Below are 14,283 nucleotides of genomic sequence, written 5' to 3'. Positions count from 1 at the left end.
GCCGAGGCATCGCCGCCGCGCACCGACAAAAGCGAGGCCGAGACGCCGCGCCGCACCAGGCTGCGCAGCGCGTTGAAGACGCCGCCGCCGACATCCTCGCGCATCGTGCCGGGGTTGGACGCCGCGGGCACGTACGTGCCCGACACCTGGCCGCGGCGATCGATATGGGCGCCGCCCACCGCCAGTATCTTTGCTGATTTCACCATGCCGGCGATATGACCTTTGTTATTCGAACCAGACAAGCGCTAGGCTGTGCGACCGAGCTTCGCAGGCGAGCCGGCGATTCGGCCCATCGAAACAGCCGGAGCATCTGGCCCAATGCGGAACGCGTCCGAAAACCAAACCACGAGACAAAAAAAGAACAAATCCGGATAATGATTGTTTTTCAGTTATTTGATCCCTCTTGCCAAACGAGAACAAAAGTAGTACAAAATGGGCAGGGATTACGGATTGTCCGGCCTTCATTGACGACCAAGGGGTGATGTATCATGGCTCAGAATTCTTTGCGGCTTGTAGAGGACAAAGCGGTGGACAAATCAAAGGCTCTGGACGCGGCGCTGTCGCAAATCGAGCGCGCCTTCGGCAAGGGCTCGATCATGCGGCTTGGCGCCAATGAGCAGGTCGTCGAGATCGAAACCGTGCCGACCGGATCGCTGGGCCTCGACATCGCGCTTGGCGTCGGCGGCCTGCCGCGCGGCCGCATCGTCGAGATCTACGGGCCGGAAAGCTCGGGCAAGACGACACTGGCGCTGCACACAGTTGCCGAAGCCCAGAAGAAAGGCGGTATCTGCGCCTTCGTCGATGCCGAGCACGCACTCGATCCGGTCTATGCCCGCAAGCTCGGCGTCGATCTGGAAAACCTCTTGATCTCGCAGCCGGACACCGGCGAGCAGGCACTGGAAATCTGCGACACGCTGGTGCGTTCCGGCGCCATCGACGTTCTGGTGGTCGATTCGGTGGCCGCCCTGACGCCGCGCGCTGAAATCGAGGGCGAGATGGGCGATTCGCTGCCCGGTCTCCAGGCTCGTCTGATGAGCCAGGCGCTGCGCAAGCTGACCGCCTCGATCTCGCGCTCCAACACCATGGTCATCTTCATCAACCAGATCCGCATGAAGATCGGCGTCATGTTCGGTTCGCCGGAAACCACGACCGGCGGCAACGCGCTGAAATTCTACGCTTCGGTGCGCCTCGACATCCGCCGCATCGGCTCGGTCAAGGACCGCGACGAGGTCGTCGGCAACCAGACCCGGGTCAAGGTGGTCAAGAACAAGCTGGCGCCGCCCTTCAAGGTGGTCGAGTTCGACATCATGTATGGCGAGGGCGTCTCCAAGACCGGCGAACTGGTCGATCTCGGCGTCAAGGCCGGCGTGGTCGAGAAGTCCGGCGCCTGGTTCTCCTACAATTCGCAGCGTCTCGGCCAAGGTCGCGAAAACGCCAAACTGTTCCTGCGCGACAATCCCGACACGGCGCGCGAGATCGAACTTGCGCTGCGGCAGAATGCCGGGCTGATCGCCGAGAAATTTCTTGAAAATGGCGGCCCCGAGCGCGGCGAAAGCGACGACGGCTTCGAGGAAGAATCCGGCGCCATGTAGGGCACGGCCATAAATCCGGTCTATTACCCGATGCTTAAGTAACCGAGTTCTTTAGTATTGCGTTTCAAACCGCCGGCCTTCGCGCCGGCGGTTTTCGTTTTTGGGCAGCGTGAAGCCGGCTTGGCAGTTGCCGGGATGGCCCAATTCCGTGTTTCTGGACAGGGTGGGGCGTGCCCGCTAAAAGGCCAAGTCAATCTTCTAAAAAGCAGAGACCAGTGTCCGCCGGCCGTGCCGGCGGTTTTCGCGAAAAGGCAGCAGTCATGAGTGGCGTGAACGAGATCCGGTCGACATTCCTCGACTATTTCCGCAGGGAGGGCCACGAGGTCGTGGCCTCGAGCCCGCTGGTGCCGCGCAACGACCCGACGCTGATGTTCACCAATGCCGGCATGGTGCAGTTCAAGAACGTCTTCACCGGCCTGGAGAAGCGGTCCTATTCGCGCGCCACCACTGCGCAGAAAAGCGTGCGCGCCGGCGGCAAGCACAACGACCTCGACAATGTCGGCTACACCGCGCGCCACCTGACTTTTTTCGAAATGCTCGGCAATTTCTCCTTCGGCGACTATTTCAAGGAGCGCGCCATCGAACTGGCCTGGAACCTGATCACCAAGGAGTTCGGGCTGAACAAGGACAAGCTGCTGGTCACCGTCTATCACACCGATGACGAGGCGGCCGGCTTCTGGAAGAAGATCGCCGGTTTCTCCGACGACCGCATCATCCGCATCCCGACCTCCGACAATTTCTGGGCGATGGGCGACACCGGACCGTGCGGGCCGTGCTCGGAAATCTTCATCGACCGTGGCGAGCACATCTGGGGCGGCCCTCCCGGCAGCCCGGAGGAGGACGGCGACCGCTTCCTTGAATTCTGGAACCTGGTGTTCATGCAATATGAGCAGGTCACCAAGGATGAGCGCATCGACCTGCCGCGGCCGTCGATCGACACCGGCATGGGCCTGGAGCGCATGGCCTCCATCCTGCAAGGGGTGGAGAGCGTCTTCGAGACCGACCTGTTCCGCCACCTGATCGATGCGGCCTCGTCAGCGCTCGGGCAGGGACCCGACAAGGAGACGGTCGCCTCCTTCCGCGTCATTGCCGACCATCTGCGCTCGTCCTCTTTCCTGGTGGCCGATGGCGTGCTGCCGTCGAACGAAGGCCGCGGCTATGTGCTGCGCCGCATCATGCGCCGCGCCATGCGCCATGCGCAGTTGCTCGGCGCCAAGGAGCCGTTGATGTGGAAGCTGGTGCCGGCGCTGGTGCGCGAGATGGGCCAGGCCTATCCCGAACTGCTGCGCGGCGAACAGTTGATCACGGAAACGCTGAAGCTCGAGGAGACACGCTTCCGCAAGACGCTGGTGCGCGGCCTTGGCCTGCTCTCGGAGGCGACGGAGACGCTTCATGCCGGTGACATGCTGGACGGCGAGACGGCGTTCAAGCTCTATGACACGTACGGCTTCCCGCTCGATCTGACGCAGGACGCACTGCGCCAGCGCAACATCTCGGTCGACCTTGCCGGCTTCACCCATGCGATGGAGCAGCAGAAGGCCGAAGCGCGCAAGCATTGGGCTGGCTCCGGCGACGCGGCCACCGAGACCATCTGGTTTTCGGTGCGCGAGAAGGCCGGCGCCACCGAATTCCTCGGCTACGAGACTGAAGCTGCGGAAGGCATTGTTCAGGCTATAGTTAGCTATGGCAAGGTTGTGGACAGCGCCAGCGTAGGCGAGCCGGGCATATCGGTCATTGTGAACCAGACGCCTTTTTATGCCGAGTCCGGTGGGCAACAAGGAGATCAGGGCATCATCATAGGCGATGGTGTCGTGTTCAAAGTCCTCGATACGCAAAAGAAGGCCGACGGTCTGTTTGTGCATTATGGAATCGTCGAAAAAGGTATCCTCAAGACGGGCGCAGCAGTCGAACTTAAGGTCGACCATGCGCGCCGCACCCGGCTGCGTGCCAACCATTCGGCAACGCATTTGATCCACGAGGCGCTGCGCGAGGTGCTGGGCACCCATGTCGCGCAGAAGGGCTCGCTTGTCGCGCCCGAGCGCCTGCGCTTCGACATCTCGCACAACAAGCCGATCTCGGCTGAAGACCTCGAAGAGGTCGAGCGCATGGCCAACGAAATCGTCGTCCAGAACAGCCCGGTGACGACGCGGCTGATGTCGGTCGATGACGCCATTGCCGAGGGCGCCATGGCGCTGTTCGGCGAGAAATATGGTGACGAGGTGCGTGTCGTTTCGATGGGCACCGGCGTGCATGGCGCCAAGGCCAACCGGCCCTATTCGGTCGAGCTCTGCGGTGGCACCCATGTCCGGGCGACCGGCGATATTGGTCTGGTCCGTGTCGTCTCCGACAGCGCGGTCGCCGCCGGCGTGCGCCGCATCGAGGCGCTGACCGGCGAAGCCGCACGAAAATATCTCGACGAGCAGGACAGACGCCTGAAGGCGACGGCGGCTGTGCTGAAGATCTCGCCGGCCGACGTGCCGGCGCGTGTCGAGACGCTGCTCGAGGAGCGCAAGAAGCTCGAGAAGGAGCTGAGCGAAGCGCGCAAGAAACTCGCGCTGGGCGGTGGTGCCGCGGCCGATGCTCCGGCCACCACCGAAACCGTCGCCGGTATCGGCTTCCTCGGCAAAGCGGTTTCCGGCGTGTCGCCGAAGGATTTGAAGCCGCTGGCCGATGCCGGCAAGACTTCGCTCGGCTCAGGCGTCGTCGTCTTCGTCGGTGCGGGCGAAGACAACAAGGCAAGCGTCGTGGTCGCAGTGACGGACGATCTCGTCGGCCGCTTCAGCGCTGTCGATCTTGTGCGCGTTGCCTCGGCCGCATTGGGCGGGCAGGGCGGTGGCGGACGGCCCGACATGGCGCAAGCCGGCGGCCCGGACGCCTCGAAGGCCAATGATGCGATCGCCGCGGTGAGGGCGGCGCTGGAGGCAGCCTGAAAGCCACCCTATGCCTTATCTGGTTTTGTGTGCGGCTTTCCGGCCTTCGCCGCCGTGCTTGCCATTCTGTGGCTGATAGTGGCAAGCCGGCAATCAGCTCTTAGACGGTCCGTCTAGCTAGTTCTTTTCGCCGCCTTCAGGGCGCGCGTCATTCTGCTGGAATCGCCCCAGGTGGACAGCCAGATCAGCACGTCCGTGGCGATCGAAATCAGCGACCGTAAAAAGTTCAGCGCCGGGCCGGGCGATTTCAGCTGCTCTTCGGCGTGATGGAGATGGGCGAGCTCTTCCTCGCGGATCGCCAGGATGATGCCGTGCAAGTCGTGGTCGCGATTGGCGAGGAAAAACAGCTGATCGTCCAGATGGCGATGCACCGCCGCTTCAACCGCCGCCGTGCAGGCCCAGATGCCTTGCGGACCGAGCAGGGCGGTGACAGAACCCAGCACCCAGCCACCCCAGCTCCAGAACTGCATCACCCGGCACGGTCGCGACCGCCGCGCCGGCATGGCGGCGCGGAACGCAGCGCAATGCGTGCGCTCGTGCCCAAGCATCTCCGACAAGGATGGCACGCAATCCGGCCATAAGCGCCTGGCGACAAGAATCTGCGCCGAATAGATCCTGATCGCACCGAACTCACCGGCGTGGTTGACCCTGACAATTCTGGCGACGGTGAGCGCGTCCTGGCGAGATGGGTCAGCCATGGCCCGAACCCATATCAGCCCGCCGCCAGGCTCGGACGTTTTGCGATGCCCTCCCACCAGGCCTGGATGTCGGCCAACGCCGCAAGCAGCTTTTGCCCGTCGGCGACCTTGACGAAATAGGCGATGATGGATGCCGCATGCAGGTCGGCCAGCGTCAGCTGGTCCCCGAGCAGCCACGGCCCGGGAGGCTTGAGTGCGGTGAGCACCCGCAGCACCGTTTCCGCCTGGCGCAGCCCGTTGGCGACCAGTGCCTCGTCTGGCGCTTCCTTCTCAAGCCGCTCGACGGCGACGTCCCAGACCATCGATCTGTAGGCATAGGCGTCGAGCATGCCGATGATCTGGTTCATCGTTGCGCGGGTGCGGGCGTCTTTTGGCTGCAGTGCCGGGCCGTCGAACGCCTCGTCGACATAGCGGGCGATTGCGCTGGTTTCGAACAGGCGAAACCCGCCGTGCTCGAAGGCCGGAATGCGGCCGAAAGGGTGATGCTCGAAGTACCAGGCGGGAGTGCCCTCGGCGGCAAAGACATCGACCGGCACAAGGTCGTAGTCGATGCCTTTTTCCGCCAGCACGAGGCGGACGATGCGCACATAGACGCTGTAGTCCGCCCCGTAGACGACCGGCTTGGCCATGGCTGCCGGCTTACGCCATCGCCTTCTGCAAATTCTCGTCGATCTTGTCGAGGAAGCCGGTGGTCGACAGCCATGGTTGGTCGGGACCGATCAAGAGCGACAGGTCCTTGGTCATGAAGCCGCTCTCAACCGTCTGGATGCAGACCTTCTCCAGCGTGTCGGCAAATCGCTTCAACTCGGCATTATCGTCGAGCTTGGCGCGGTGGGCGAGGCCGCGCGTCCAGGCGAAGATCGAGGCGATCGAATTGGTCGAGGTTTCCTCGCCCTTCTGGTGCTGGCGATAGTGGCGCGTCACGGTGCCGTGCGCGGCCTCCGCTTCCACCGTCTTGCCGTCCGGCGTCATCAGCACGGAGGTCATCAGGCCAAGCGAGCCAAAACCTTGCGCCACCGTGTCGGACTGGACGTCGCCGTCATAATTCTTGCAGGCCCAGACATAGCCGCCAGACCATTTCAGGGCGGAGGCCACCATGTCGTCGATCAGCCGGTGCTCGTACCACAGCTTCTTCGCCTTGAACTCGGCCTCGAATTCAGCCTCGTAGACCTCCTGGAAAATGTCCTTGAAGCGGCCGTCATAGGCTTTGAGGATGGTGTTCTTGGTCGAGAGATAAACCGGATAATTGCGCAGCAGGCCGTAATTCAGCGAGGCGCGGGCGAATTCGCGGATGGAGTCGTCGAGATTGTACATCGCCATGGCAACACCGGCGCCGGGTGCGTCGTATACGTCGTGCTCGATCACCTTGCCGTCCTCGCCGACGAACTTGATGGTCAGCTTGCCCTTGCCGGGGAAGCGGAAGTCGGTGGCGCGATACTGGTCGCCGAAAGCATGACGGCCGACGATGATCGGCTTGGTCCATCCCGGCACCAGACGCGGCACGTTCTTCATGATGATCGGTTCGCGGAAAATGGTGCCGCCGAGAATGTTACGGATGGTGCCGTTGGGCGACTTCCACATCTTCTTCAGCTTGAATTCCTCTACGCGCTGCTCGTCGGGCGTGATCGTCGCGCATTTCACGCCGACGCCCCATTTCTTGATGGCATTGGCCGAATCGATGGTCACCTGGTCGTTGGTGGCGTCGCGGTGCTCGACGCCGAGGTCGTAATATTCGAGCTTCAGGTCGAGATAAGGGTGGATCAGCTTGTCCTTGATGAACTGCCAGATGATGCGGGTCATCTCGTCGCCGTCGAGCTCGACGACCGGGTTCGCCACCTTGATCTTCGCCATGAAAAGAATGCCTCGCTTTTGGGGAACAAAACGGCCTCGCCCGCATGGCTTCGGCCGGGTATGCGGAGCGTATATCAAAGCCTATTTGGCCGCGCAAACGACCATCCGTGCAGAATGGGCCGTCTGTGCCGCGACCGGTGTTTGCAAAAGCTTCATTTTGCCGAGCGGATGTGGCAGGGAACGCTGAAATGCCGCAAACAGCAGTTCATTGAGATCATGTCCGCCGTCGATCATCCTGAAAACGCATCCGCCGCCGGGCCGGCGATCATCCTGGTCGAGCCGCAGCTCGGCGAGAATATCGGCATGGTCGCGCGCGCCATGGCCAATTTCGGCCTTGCCGAACTGAGACTGGTCAACCCGCGTGACGGCTGGCCGAGCGAGAAGGCGCGCGCCGCCGCCAGCCGCGCCGACCATGTCATCGATGCCGTAACAGTGTTCGGCGACCTGGCGTCCGCCGTCGCCGACCTCAACTTCGTCTTCGCCACCACCGCGCGCGAGCGCGACGGCTTCAAACCCGTGCGTGGTCCGGTCGAGGCGGGCAGGGCGCTCAGGGCGCGTCAGATAGCCGGCCTGCGCACCGGCATCTTGTTCGGCCGCGAGCGTTTTGGGCTCTACAATGACGAGGTCGGGCTGGCCGACGAGATCGTCACCTTCCCGGTCGATCCCGGCTTTTCGTCGCTCAACATCGCCCAGGCCGTGCTGTTGATGTCCTATGAATGGATGAAATCCGGCCTGAAGGACGAGACGGCGACCAATTTCTCCAGCCCTGAAATGAAGCCGGCAAGCAAGGAAGAGTTGCACGGGCTGTTTGCCTATCTCGAAGGCGCGCTCGAAGCGCGCGGTTATTTCCGCCCGGCGCCCAAGAAACCCAAGATGGTCGACAATCTGCGCGCCGTCTTGACGCGCGCCGGTTTCGCCGAGCCGGAACTGAAAGTGCTGCGTGGCATCATCTCGTCGCTCGACCGGTTTTCGCCGGCCATGCCGCGCGGTGACGGCTCGCCGGGAGACGATCCAAGGCGTTTGCCGGCCGCTGCGCGAAAACCCCAGGCAGACAAAGAAGATTAGAAATCGCTAAGCTTCGAACGGCTGAAGTAACCGAATTTTATTTGCCTCTCGTCCATTGTTGTCAAAACGGTGGGGTGGCAAATGTTCACGTCCAAAATCGGCCGTATGCGCTTCTTCTTCTATTCGCTCGGCGTAGCCCTGCTCGAGGCCGTTCTTGCCGTGCTGTGCATCGTTGGCACGATCGGCTTTGAGGGGCTGGTCAACTCGGCGCCCGGTCCATCGCGGCAAGGCATGGCAGGCGCGGTTCTGGTCGTTTCCCTCCTGGCTGTGGTCATGCGTGCCAACATCGCCTGGCGACGCAGCCGCGACGCCAACGGCAAAGCCTGGATCCTGTGGTCCTACATCGTGTTCTGCGCCATCTACGCCTTTCTGCAGGCAGGCACGCTGCTGGTCATCGATTTCAACAATCCGGAAAGCACGTCCAGCGGTTTGAACCTGCTTGCGCTGTCGATCTTTGGCCTTTGGTGCACGATTCTGGTGGCTAAGCCGGTGGCGGGCATCAATATCGACGAACTGACATCGGTTTTCGATTTCGATGGCGATACGCCCATGCCTGCGGGATCCGGCCGGATGGCCAGCAGCACGGCACAGTCTTCTATGCGCAACGCCACACCGGCCACGCGCTCGGTGCCGTCCGCCCAGCCTCTGGGCCGTCCGCGGCCCGCCGGCTTCGGCAAGCGCGGGCTCTAGAGCAACCGAGGCAAGGTCGTCTTCGCCGGCTTTGCATGGAAGTTGCTAACATTCGCCACTTCAAGGCCATGATGGTTGCAGATAGAACGGCATTGGCCAATGACCGCCAAGCCTTCTGATCCAGCCTCTTTCATGGTCCGTTATCAATGAGCCACCGTCCGATCCTGATGTTCGATTCCGGCGTTGGAGGATTGACCGTGCTGCGCGAAGCGCGCGTGCTGATGCCTGACCGGCGCTTCGTCTACGTCGCCGATGACAAGGCCTTTCCCTACGGCGCCTGGGAAGAGCCGGCGCTGCAGGCCCATATAGTCGAGCTCTTCGCCAAGCTGCTCGACCGTTTTGATCCGGAAATTTCGGTCGTCGCCTGCAATACCGCTTCGACGCTGGTGATCGATGCGTTGCGGGAAAAATTCCCTGGCCATCCCTTTGTCGGCACCGTGCCGGCAATCAAGCCGGCGGCCGAGCGCACCCGGTCCGGGCTGGTCTCGGTGCTGGCGACGCCGGGCACGGTGAAGCGCCAGTACACGCGCGACCTGATCGGCAAATGGGCGCAGAAATGCCATGTGCGGCTGGTCGGCAGCAACAATCTCGCCGGACTGGCCGAGGCCTACATGCGCGAGGGCTTTGTCGACGAGGAGGCCGTGCGTGCCGAGATCGCACCGTGTTTCGTCCAGCATGACGATTTGCGCACGGACATCGTCGTGCTCGCCTGCACGCACTATCCGTTCCTGGCCAATCGCATGCGCAAGACCGCGCCCTGGCCGGTCGACTGGATCGACCCGGCCGAGGCGATTGCGCGGCGCGCTCTGTCGCTGCTTCCGGCTGTCGACGGGCCATTGCCGCAAAGCGAGCCCGACATCGCCGTCTTTACCTCGGGAAAGGCGGACTTCGCCATCGGCCGGCTGATGCAGGGTTTTGGATTGAGCGCGCGCTAATGCATGTCGCCCAAAAGTGCGCAGCGGTTTTGGGACAACGACATGCATAAAACGAAAAAACTAAAGCGCGTCGCCGACGCGCTTTAGGCAGGCTCGAAGACAATGACGCGCCGATCCGGATCGGCCGAAACAAGCCTTAGCGTCAGGCCATCGCCCTGCCTGAACCCTGAGGCCTTCACATTCGCAACGACAGGCATGTCCGAGAGCTGAACGCGCACACGCTGATCACCGACGTCGGTGACGACGGCCTTGAATGTTTCACCCATGCGCCCCCTCAGCATCACCGCCTCGGCAAGGTCGATGGCCGCGTGGTTGATCTGCGAGGCGCGGGCGCCTGCGCGGCCCATCACCTTCGGCAGTCTGGAAAACGCCTCGGTAACGGCTTGCGGCACCGGCTGGCCGTTGGCGATGGCTAGCACGCAGCGCACGACGTAGCGATCGGCCAGCCGCCTCAGGGGCGCGGTGGCGTGGGCATAGGTCGCGGCCATCGCCTCGTGCCAGGGGACAACGCCTTCTTCATAGGGTTGGTAGGACGCACCGGAGCCGGCGCGGCGGATTTCCAGCATCAGCGCTGCCTGTTGCATGTTGGTCGGATCGAGGGTTCGCTGATAGTCGGACAGGCTGGTCGAAGGAGGCCAGGACAGGCCTAAGGCCCGTGCCGCGCTGCGCAGTCTTTGTACTTTGGAAGCATCGGGCGGCGCCATCACCCGGAACAAGCCGGTCCGGTGTGCCAGCATGGCGTCGGCAATCGCCATGTTGGCGGCCAGCGAAAGTGCTGCGTTGTCTTGCTCGGATTGCAGCAGCGGTCTGAACGCAAGCTGGAACGTGCCATCGGCAAGCTGTTCCACCTCCTGCTCGGGCGGGTCGACGCGCGAAGCGCCGCGACGGTCTTCGGCCGCCGCCATGCGCCGCGCGATTTCGGCGAAGCCGACTGGGACGTCGGCGGCCTGCACGCTGTCATAGGCGAGCTTGGCGCGGCTTTGAATGATTGCCCGCTCCGCGCCATCCAGCCTTACCGCTCCGTCGTCGGCGATCCGGACCGTGAAGATGACAGCCGGACGCGGACCGCCGGGCAGCAAGCTCGCGGCGCCCTCGGCAATGACCCGGGGATAGAGCCCGGCCTTGCCGTCCGGCAAATACAGGGTTTCGCCCCGCGCCCAGGCTTCGCGATCCACCGCGTCGCCGTCCGCGACGAACCAGGCTACGTCGGCAATCGCATAGTGCAACAGAAGGTCGCTACCGCTCGCTTCGATCGAAAACGCTTGGTCAAGATCGGTGGAAGTCGCGGGATCGAGCGTCACGAAGGGCATCGCCGTGCGGTCGGCATGCTGGTCGGGCACGCGCCTGGCCGCCGTCTGTGCCATGGCCATTACATCAGGGGGAAATCCCTCCGGCACATGGAACTCGGTGCGGATTTTCGCGAGGCCGGTGGCGAGTGCCTGCGAGGGATCGTTCAACGATTTCATGGCGCCGTCCTACACCGGCGTTGCGGGCACGGGAAGGTGGTTTTGCCGGCAGTGCCGGCCGACCATGGGCAGGCATGAGCGCGGAACGGAAGTTGACCGCCAGCGCTGGAACCGTCGCCGGAGCGCAACGTTTCTTCCCCTGGCAGCAAAGGAGGAGCCGATATGCCTGCAACCTCAAAAGCACAGCAAAAGGCCGCTGGCGCAGCCCTGTCGGCCAAGCGCGGCGAGACCAGGAAGAGCGAACTTCAAGGCGCGTCGAAGTCGATGTACAATTCGATGAGCGGAAAACAGCTCGAGGAATTCGCAGAGACCAAGCGCAAAGGCCTGCCGGAGAAGAAATCGGCAGACTGAAACCTTGAACCGAGTCGATAAACAAAGCCCGTGGCCGAAACCACGGGCTTCTTCGGTTCAGGCCAAGCCCGAAACCCCTGACGTCACCAGCAGCGCATCACCTTGTAGCGGATGACCTTCTTGTGGCCATCCCGCCAGATGACCTTCTTCTTCACCACGACATGGCAGGTCTGACGATGCTTGTGGCCCTGCCAATGCTTGGCCATCGCTGGCTCGGGCACGGCGATCGACATCGTCCCGGCCAGGACGGCTGCACCGACCAACGAGAGGAAAAACTTCTTCATGCGACTTCGGGCTCCTTTGGCTCCAGTCCCTTCCTAAATGCCGTCGGCGCAACAACCTCCCGCCGCATCCGGCACGGCACTCAACGCCAAAGACGTGATATGGTTGCCGGGCCCAGCGCCAGCGACGCGCTTGACTCTGCTCAAATCTCCGTTTAACGAGCGCACCAACACCGGGCCGCAATGCCCGGTTGTTTCTTTTGCATGGCAAGCCCAAGAAAGCAGGTTTATCGTTTCCTGGGTTTTGTCTAGACTGACGTGTCCCGTGGGTTTTCCGCCGCGTTGCGTGGGAAAACCCTGTCAGGCCTCGAAAACGGAGGCCAGAGGAGGGCGCGTTTCCTTCACCCGGACCATGAGGCTCCGGGTGGTTTGTTTTGAAAGGGAATGCGATGAGCAAGCGCGAATCCGCGAAGTACAAGATCGACCGCCGTCTCGGCGAAAACATCTGGGGCCGCCCGAAGTCCCCGGTCAACAAGCGTGAATACGGCCCCGGCCAGCACGGCCAGCGCCGCAAGGGCAAGCTTTCCGATTTCGGCCTGCAGCTGCGCGCCAAGCAGAAGCTGAAGGGTCACTATGGTGATGTCTCCGAAAAGCAGTTCCGCAAGGTCTATGAAGAGGCTGATCGCCGCAAGGGCGACACCTCCGAGAACCTGATCGGCCTGCTCGAGTCGCGTCTCGACGCGGTCGTCTACCGCTCCAAGTTCGTGCCGACCATTTTCGCGGCTCGCCAGTTCGTCAACCACGGCCACGTCAACGTCAACGGCAAGCGCGTCAACATCGGCTCGTACCGTTGCAAGCCGGGCGACGTCGTCGAAGTGCGCGAAAAGTCGAAGCAGCTGGTCATCGTGCTGGAAGCGGTCGGCCTCGCCGAGCGCGACGTGCCGGACTATATCGAAGTCGATCACAACAAGATGGTCGCGACCTTCTCGCGCATCCCCGGCCTGGCCGACGTTCCGTTCGCCGTGCAGATGGAGCCGAACTTGGTCGTCGAATTCTATTCGCGCTGATCGATCGCTTTTCTGCGATACCGGAAAGGGCCGCCCGTCGAGGCGGCCTTTTCTTTGTCGGCCATGTCCGCTAATCCGGCACTCTCGGCTATGGAAAGCGACAAGCCATGAACATGCTGGCAGACATCGAAACAGTTGAACCGATTGCTGAAGGCGGCTTCCATCCGCTGTTTGCCGACGTGCCGTCTTCCGTCGAGTTCAACAAACTGCGCAAGCGGCTGTTGCGGTTGACCCGTCAGGCGGTCGATGATTTCGCAATGGCGAGGCCCGGCGACCGCTGGCTGGTGGCCTTGTCCGGCGGCAAGGATTCCTACGGGCTGCTGGCCGTGCTGCTCGATCTCAAATGGCGCGGGCTGCTGCCGGTCGAGCTGCTGGCCTGCAATCTCGACCAGGGCCAGCCGAATTTCCCGAAGCACATTTTGCCCGATTACCTCGATGCGCATGGCATTGCCCATCGCATCGAGTATCAGGACACCTATTCGGTGGTCACCGACAAGCTGCCTCAGGGCAGCACCTATTGTTCGCTGTGCTCGCGGCTGCGGCGCGGCCATCTCTATCGCATCGCGCGCGAGGAGGGCTGTTCGGCGCTGGTGCTCGGCCACCACCGCGAGGACATTCTCGAAACCTTCTTCATGAATCTGTTCCATGGCGGCCGCCTTGCCGCCATGCCGCCAAAGCTGCTCAACGACGACGGCGACGTCATGGTGCTGCGGCCGCTGAGCTACTGCGCCGAGGTCGATCTGGAGAAATTCGCCGCCGCGATGAAATTCCCGATCATTCCCTGCGATCTCTGCGGCAGCCAGGAAGGCCTGCAGCGCAACGCCACGAAGGCGATGCTGGACGATATGGAAAAGCGCATGCCGGGCCGCAAGGACACGATGCTGCGCGCGCTGTCCAACACCAGGCCCTCGCATCTGCTCGACAGAAAGCTGTTCGATTTTGCCGCCCTCAATGGCAGCCTCAGCACAGGACAAGACATTTCCGATGATATTTGACGACCAAGCGATCGACTGGCTGGCGGAGCTTCTCGCCGATGCAGCCAAGGCCGAAATCATGCCACGCTTTCGCCGGCTGGGCGAGGGCGACATCAGACAGAAGACCTCGGCTGCCGACCTGGTGACCGAGGCCGACATCAACGCCGAGCGGCTGATCACGGCCAGGCTGCGCGAGCGCTATCCCACGGCGATGATCGTCGGCGAGGAAGCCTGTTCCGACAATCCGGCGCTGCTTCAGGGGCTCGGCGATGCCGACCTCGCCTTCGTCGTCGACCCGGTCGACGGCACCTTCAACTTCGCCTCCGGCGTGCCGCTGTTCGGCGTCATGCTGAGCGTCGTCGTCAAGGGCGAAACCGTCGCCGGTATCATCCATGACCCCGTAGGCCGGGACTGGCTGATCGGCGCCAAGGGCGCCGGCAGCC

General features: G+C 62.7%; 15 protein-coding genes and 1 pseudogene. 9 read left to right on the top strand and 7 right to left on the bottom strand.

The features are described from left to right. Window positions 1–206, bottom strand: a pseudogene (locus NKI61_RS30105) (carbohydrate kinase); the annotation flags it as partial. A gap of 282 nt (window positions 207–488) precedes the next feature. Between NKI61_RS30105 and recA the strand changes: the two are divergent. After that, window positions 489–1,592, top strand: coding sequence for a recombinase RecA (gene recA / locus NKI61_RS30100; RefSeq protein WP_023669117.1), 1,104 nt, complete (start codon window positions 489–491; stop codon window positions 1,590–1,592). A gap of 260 nt (window positions 1,593–1,852) precedes the next feature. Continuing rightward, a complete protein-coding gene (alaS, locus tag NKI61_RS30095; protein ID WP_352842041.1) occupies window positions 1,853–4,522 on the top strand; it encodes an alanine--tRNA ligase in 2,670 nt (889 codons plus the stop codon). Window positions 4,523–4,635: 113 nt separating this feature from the next. On the opposite strand, the gene NKI61_RS30090 is transcribed toward alaS, so the two are convergent. The 4 genes from NKI61_RS30090 to NKI61_RS30075 form a co-directional block, all read right to left on the bottom strand. Further along, window positions 4,636–5,220 carry a demethoxyubiquinone hydroxylase family protein gene (locus NKI61_RS30090; protein WP_023748563.1) on the bottom strand — a complete coding sequence of 195 codons (585 nt, stop codon included), beginning with the start codon at window positions 5,218–5,220 and terminating at the stop codon, window positions 4,636–4,638. Window positions 5,221–5,234: 14 nt separating this feature from the next. Then, the gene (locus NKI61_RS30085; protein WP_352842040.1) at window positions 5,235–5,849 is read right to left on the bottom strand and encodes a glutathione S-transferase family protein; all 615 of its coding nucleotides are present in this window, start codon (window positions 5,847–5,849) and stop codon (window positions 5,235–5,237) included. A 10-nt stretch (window positions 5,850–5,859) separates the two neighbouring features. After that, window positions 5,860–7,071, bottom strand: a complete 1,212-nt coding sequence (locus tag NKI61_RS30080; RefSeq protein ID WP_023669114.1) for an NADP-dependent isocitrate dehydrogenase — start codon at window positions 7,069–7,071, stop codon at window positions 5,860–5,862. Window positions 7,072–7,152: 81 nt separating this feature from the next. Next, window positions 7,153–7,305: a hypothetical protein gene (locus NKI61_RS30075; RefSeq protein WP_352842039.1), complete on the bottom strand. Its 153-nt coding sequence runs from the start codon at window positions 7,303–7,305 to the stop codon at window positions 7,153–7,155. Between NKI61_RS30075 and NKI61_RS30070 the strand changes: the two genes are divergently transcribed. The 3 genes from NKI61_RS30070 to murI all read left to right on the top strand — a co-directional run bounded on the left by NKI61_RS30070 (window position 7,288) and on the right by murI (window position 9,761). Continuing rightward, window positions 7,288–8,136, top strand: a complete 849-nt coding sequence (locus tag NKI61_RS30070; RefSeq protein WP_023743143.1) for an RNA methyltransferase — start codon at window positions 7,288–7,290, stop codon at window positions 8,134–8,136. The two genes, NKI61_RS30075 and NKI61_RS30070, sit on opposite strands and share 18 nt — an antisense overlap. Before the next feature lie 81 nt (window positions 8,137–8,217). Continuing rightward, window positions 8,218–8,826 (top strand): DUF805 domain-containing protein, encoded by a 609-nt coding sequence (locus NKI61_RS30065; protein WP_352511280.1) that lies wholly within the window; start codon window positions 8,218–8,220, stop codon window positions 8,824–8,826. Between the two features lie 146 nt (window positions 8,827–8,972). Continuing rightward, window positions 8,973–9,761 carry a glutamate racemase gene (murI, locus tag NKI61_RS30060; RefSeq protein WP_023697564.1) on the top strand — a complete coding sequence of 263 codons (789 nt, stop codon included), beginning with the start codon at window positions 8,973–8,975 and terminating at the stop codon, window positions 9,759–9,761. An 83-nt stretch (window positions 9,762–9,844) separates the two neighbouring features. Here the strand turns inward: murI and NKI61_RS30055 are convergent, their stop codons facing one another. After that, window positions 9,845–11,227 (bottom strand): RNB domain-containing ribonuclease, encoded by a 1,383-nt coding sequence (locus NKI61_RS30055; protein ID WP_023743141.1) that lies wholly within the window; start codon window positions 11,225–11,227, stop codon window positions 9,845–9,847. A 162-nt stretch (window positions 11,228–11,389) separates the two neighbouring features. Here NKI61_RS30055 and NKI61_RS30050 point away from each other — a divergent pair, with 162 nt between their 5' ends. Further along, window positions 11,390–11,578: a DUF3008 family protein gene (locus NKI61_RS30050; RefSeq protein ID WP_023743140.1), complete on the top strand. Its 189-nt coding sequence runs from the start codon at window positions 11,390–11,392 to the stop codon at window positions 11,576–11,578. Between the two features lie 83 nt (window positions 11,579–11,661). Here NKI61_RS30050 and NKI61_RS30045 read toward each other — a convergent pair whose 3' ends face one another. After that, complete coding sequence (locus NKI61_RS30045; protein WP_352842037.1) at window positions 11,662–11,862, bottom strand: hypothetical protein; 201 nt, start codon at window positions 11,860–11,862, stop codon at window positions 11,662–11,664. A 386-nt stretch (window positions 11,863–12,248) separates the two neighbouring features. On the opposite strand from NKI61_RS30045, the gene rpsD reads away from it, so the two are divergent. The 3 genes from rpsD to NKI61_RS30030 all read left to right on the top strand — a co-directional run. Further along, on the top strand, window positions 12,249–12,866 hold the full coding sequence (gene rpsD / locus NKI61_RS30040; RefSeq protein ID WP_023669107.1) for a 30S ribosomal protein S4: 618 nt from the start codon (window positions 12,249–12,251) through the stop codon (window positions 12,864–12,866). Window positions 12,867–12,973: 107 nt separating this feature from the next. Beyond that, entirely contained in the window at window positions 12,974–13,861 is an 888-nt protein-coding gene (ttcA, locus tag NKI61_RS30035) for a tRNA 2-thiocytidine(32) synthetase TtcA (RefSeq protein WP_023743139.1), read from the top strand. Beyond that, window positions 13,851–14,283 (top strand): inositol monophosphatase family protein (locus NKI61_RS30030; protein WP_352842036.1); only part of this gene is annotated, 433 nt, incomplete at its 3' end. The genes ttcA and NKI61_RS30030, both read left to right, overlap by 11 nt.

Source organism: Mesorhizobium sp. M0514, assembly GCF_040321145.1.
GTDB lineage: Bacteria > Pseudomonadota > Alphaproteobacteria > Rhizobiales > Rhizobiaceae > Mesorhizobium.
Note: the sequence above shows the minus strand (reverse complement) of the source record. Positions and strands in the feature narration are given on the sequence as shown.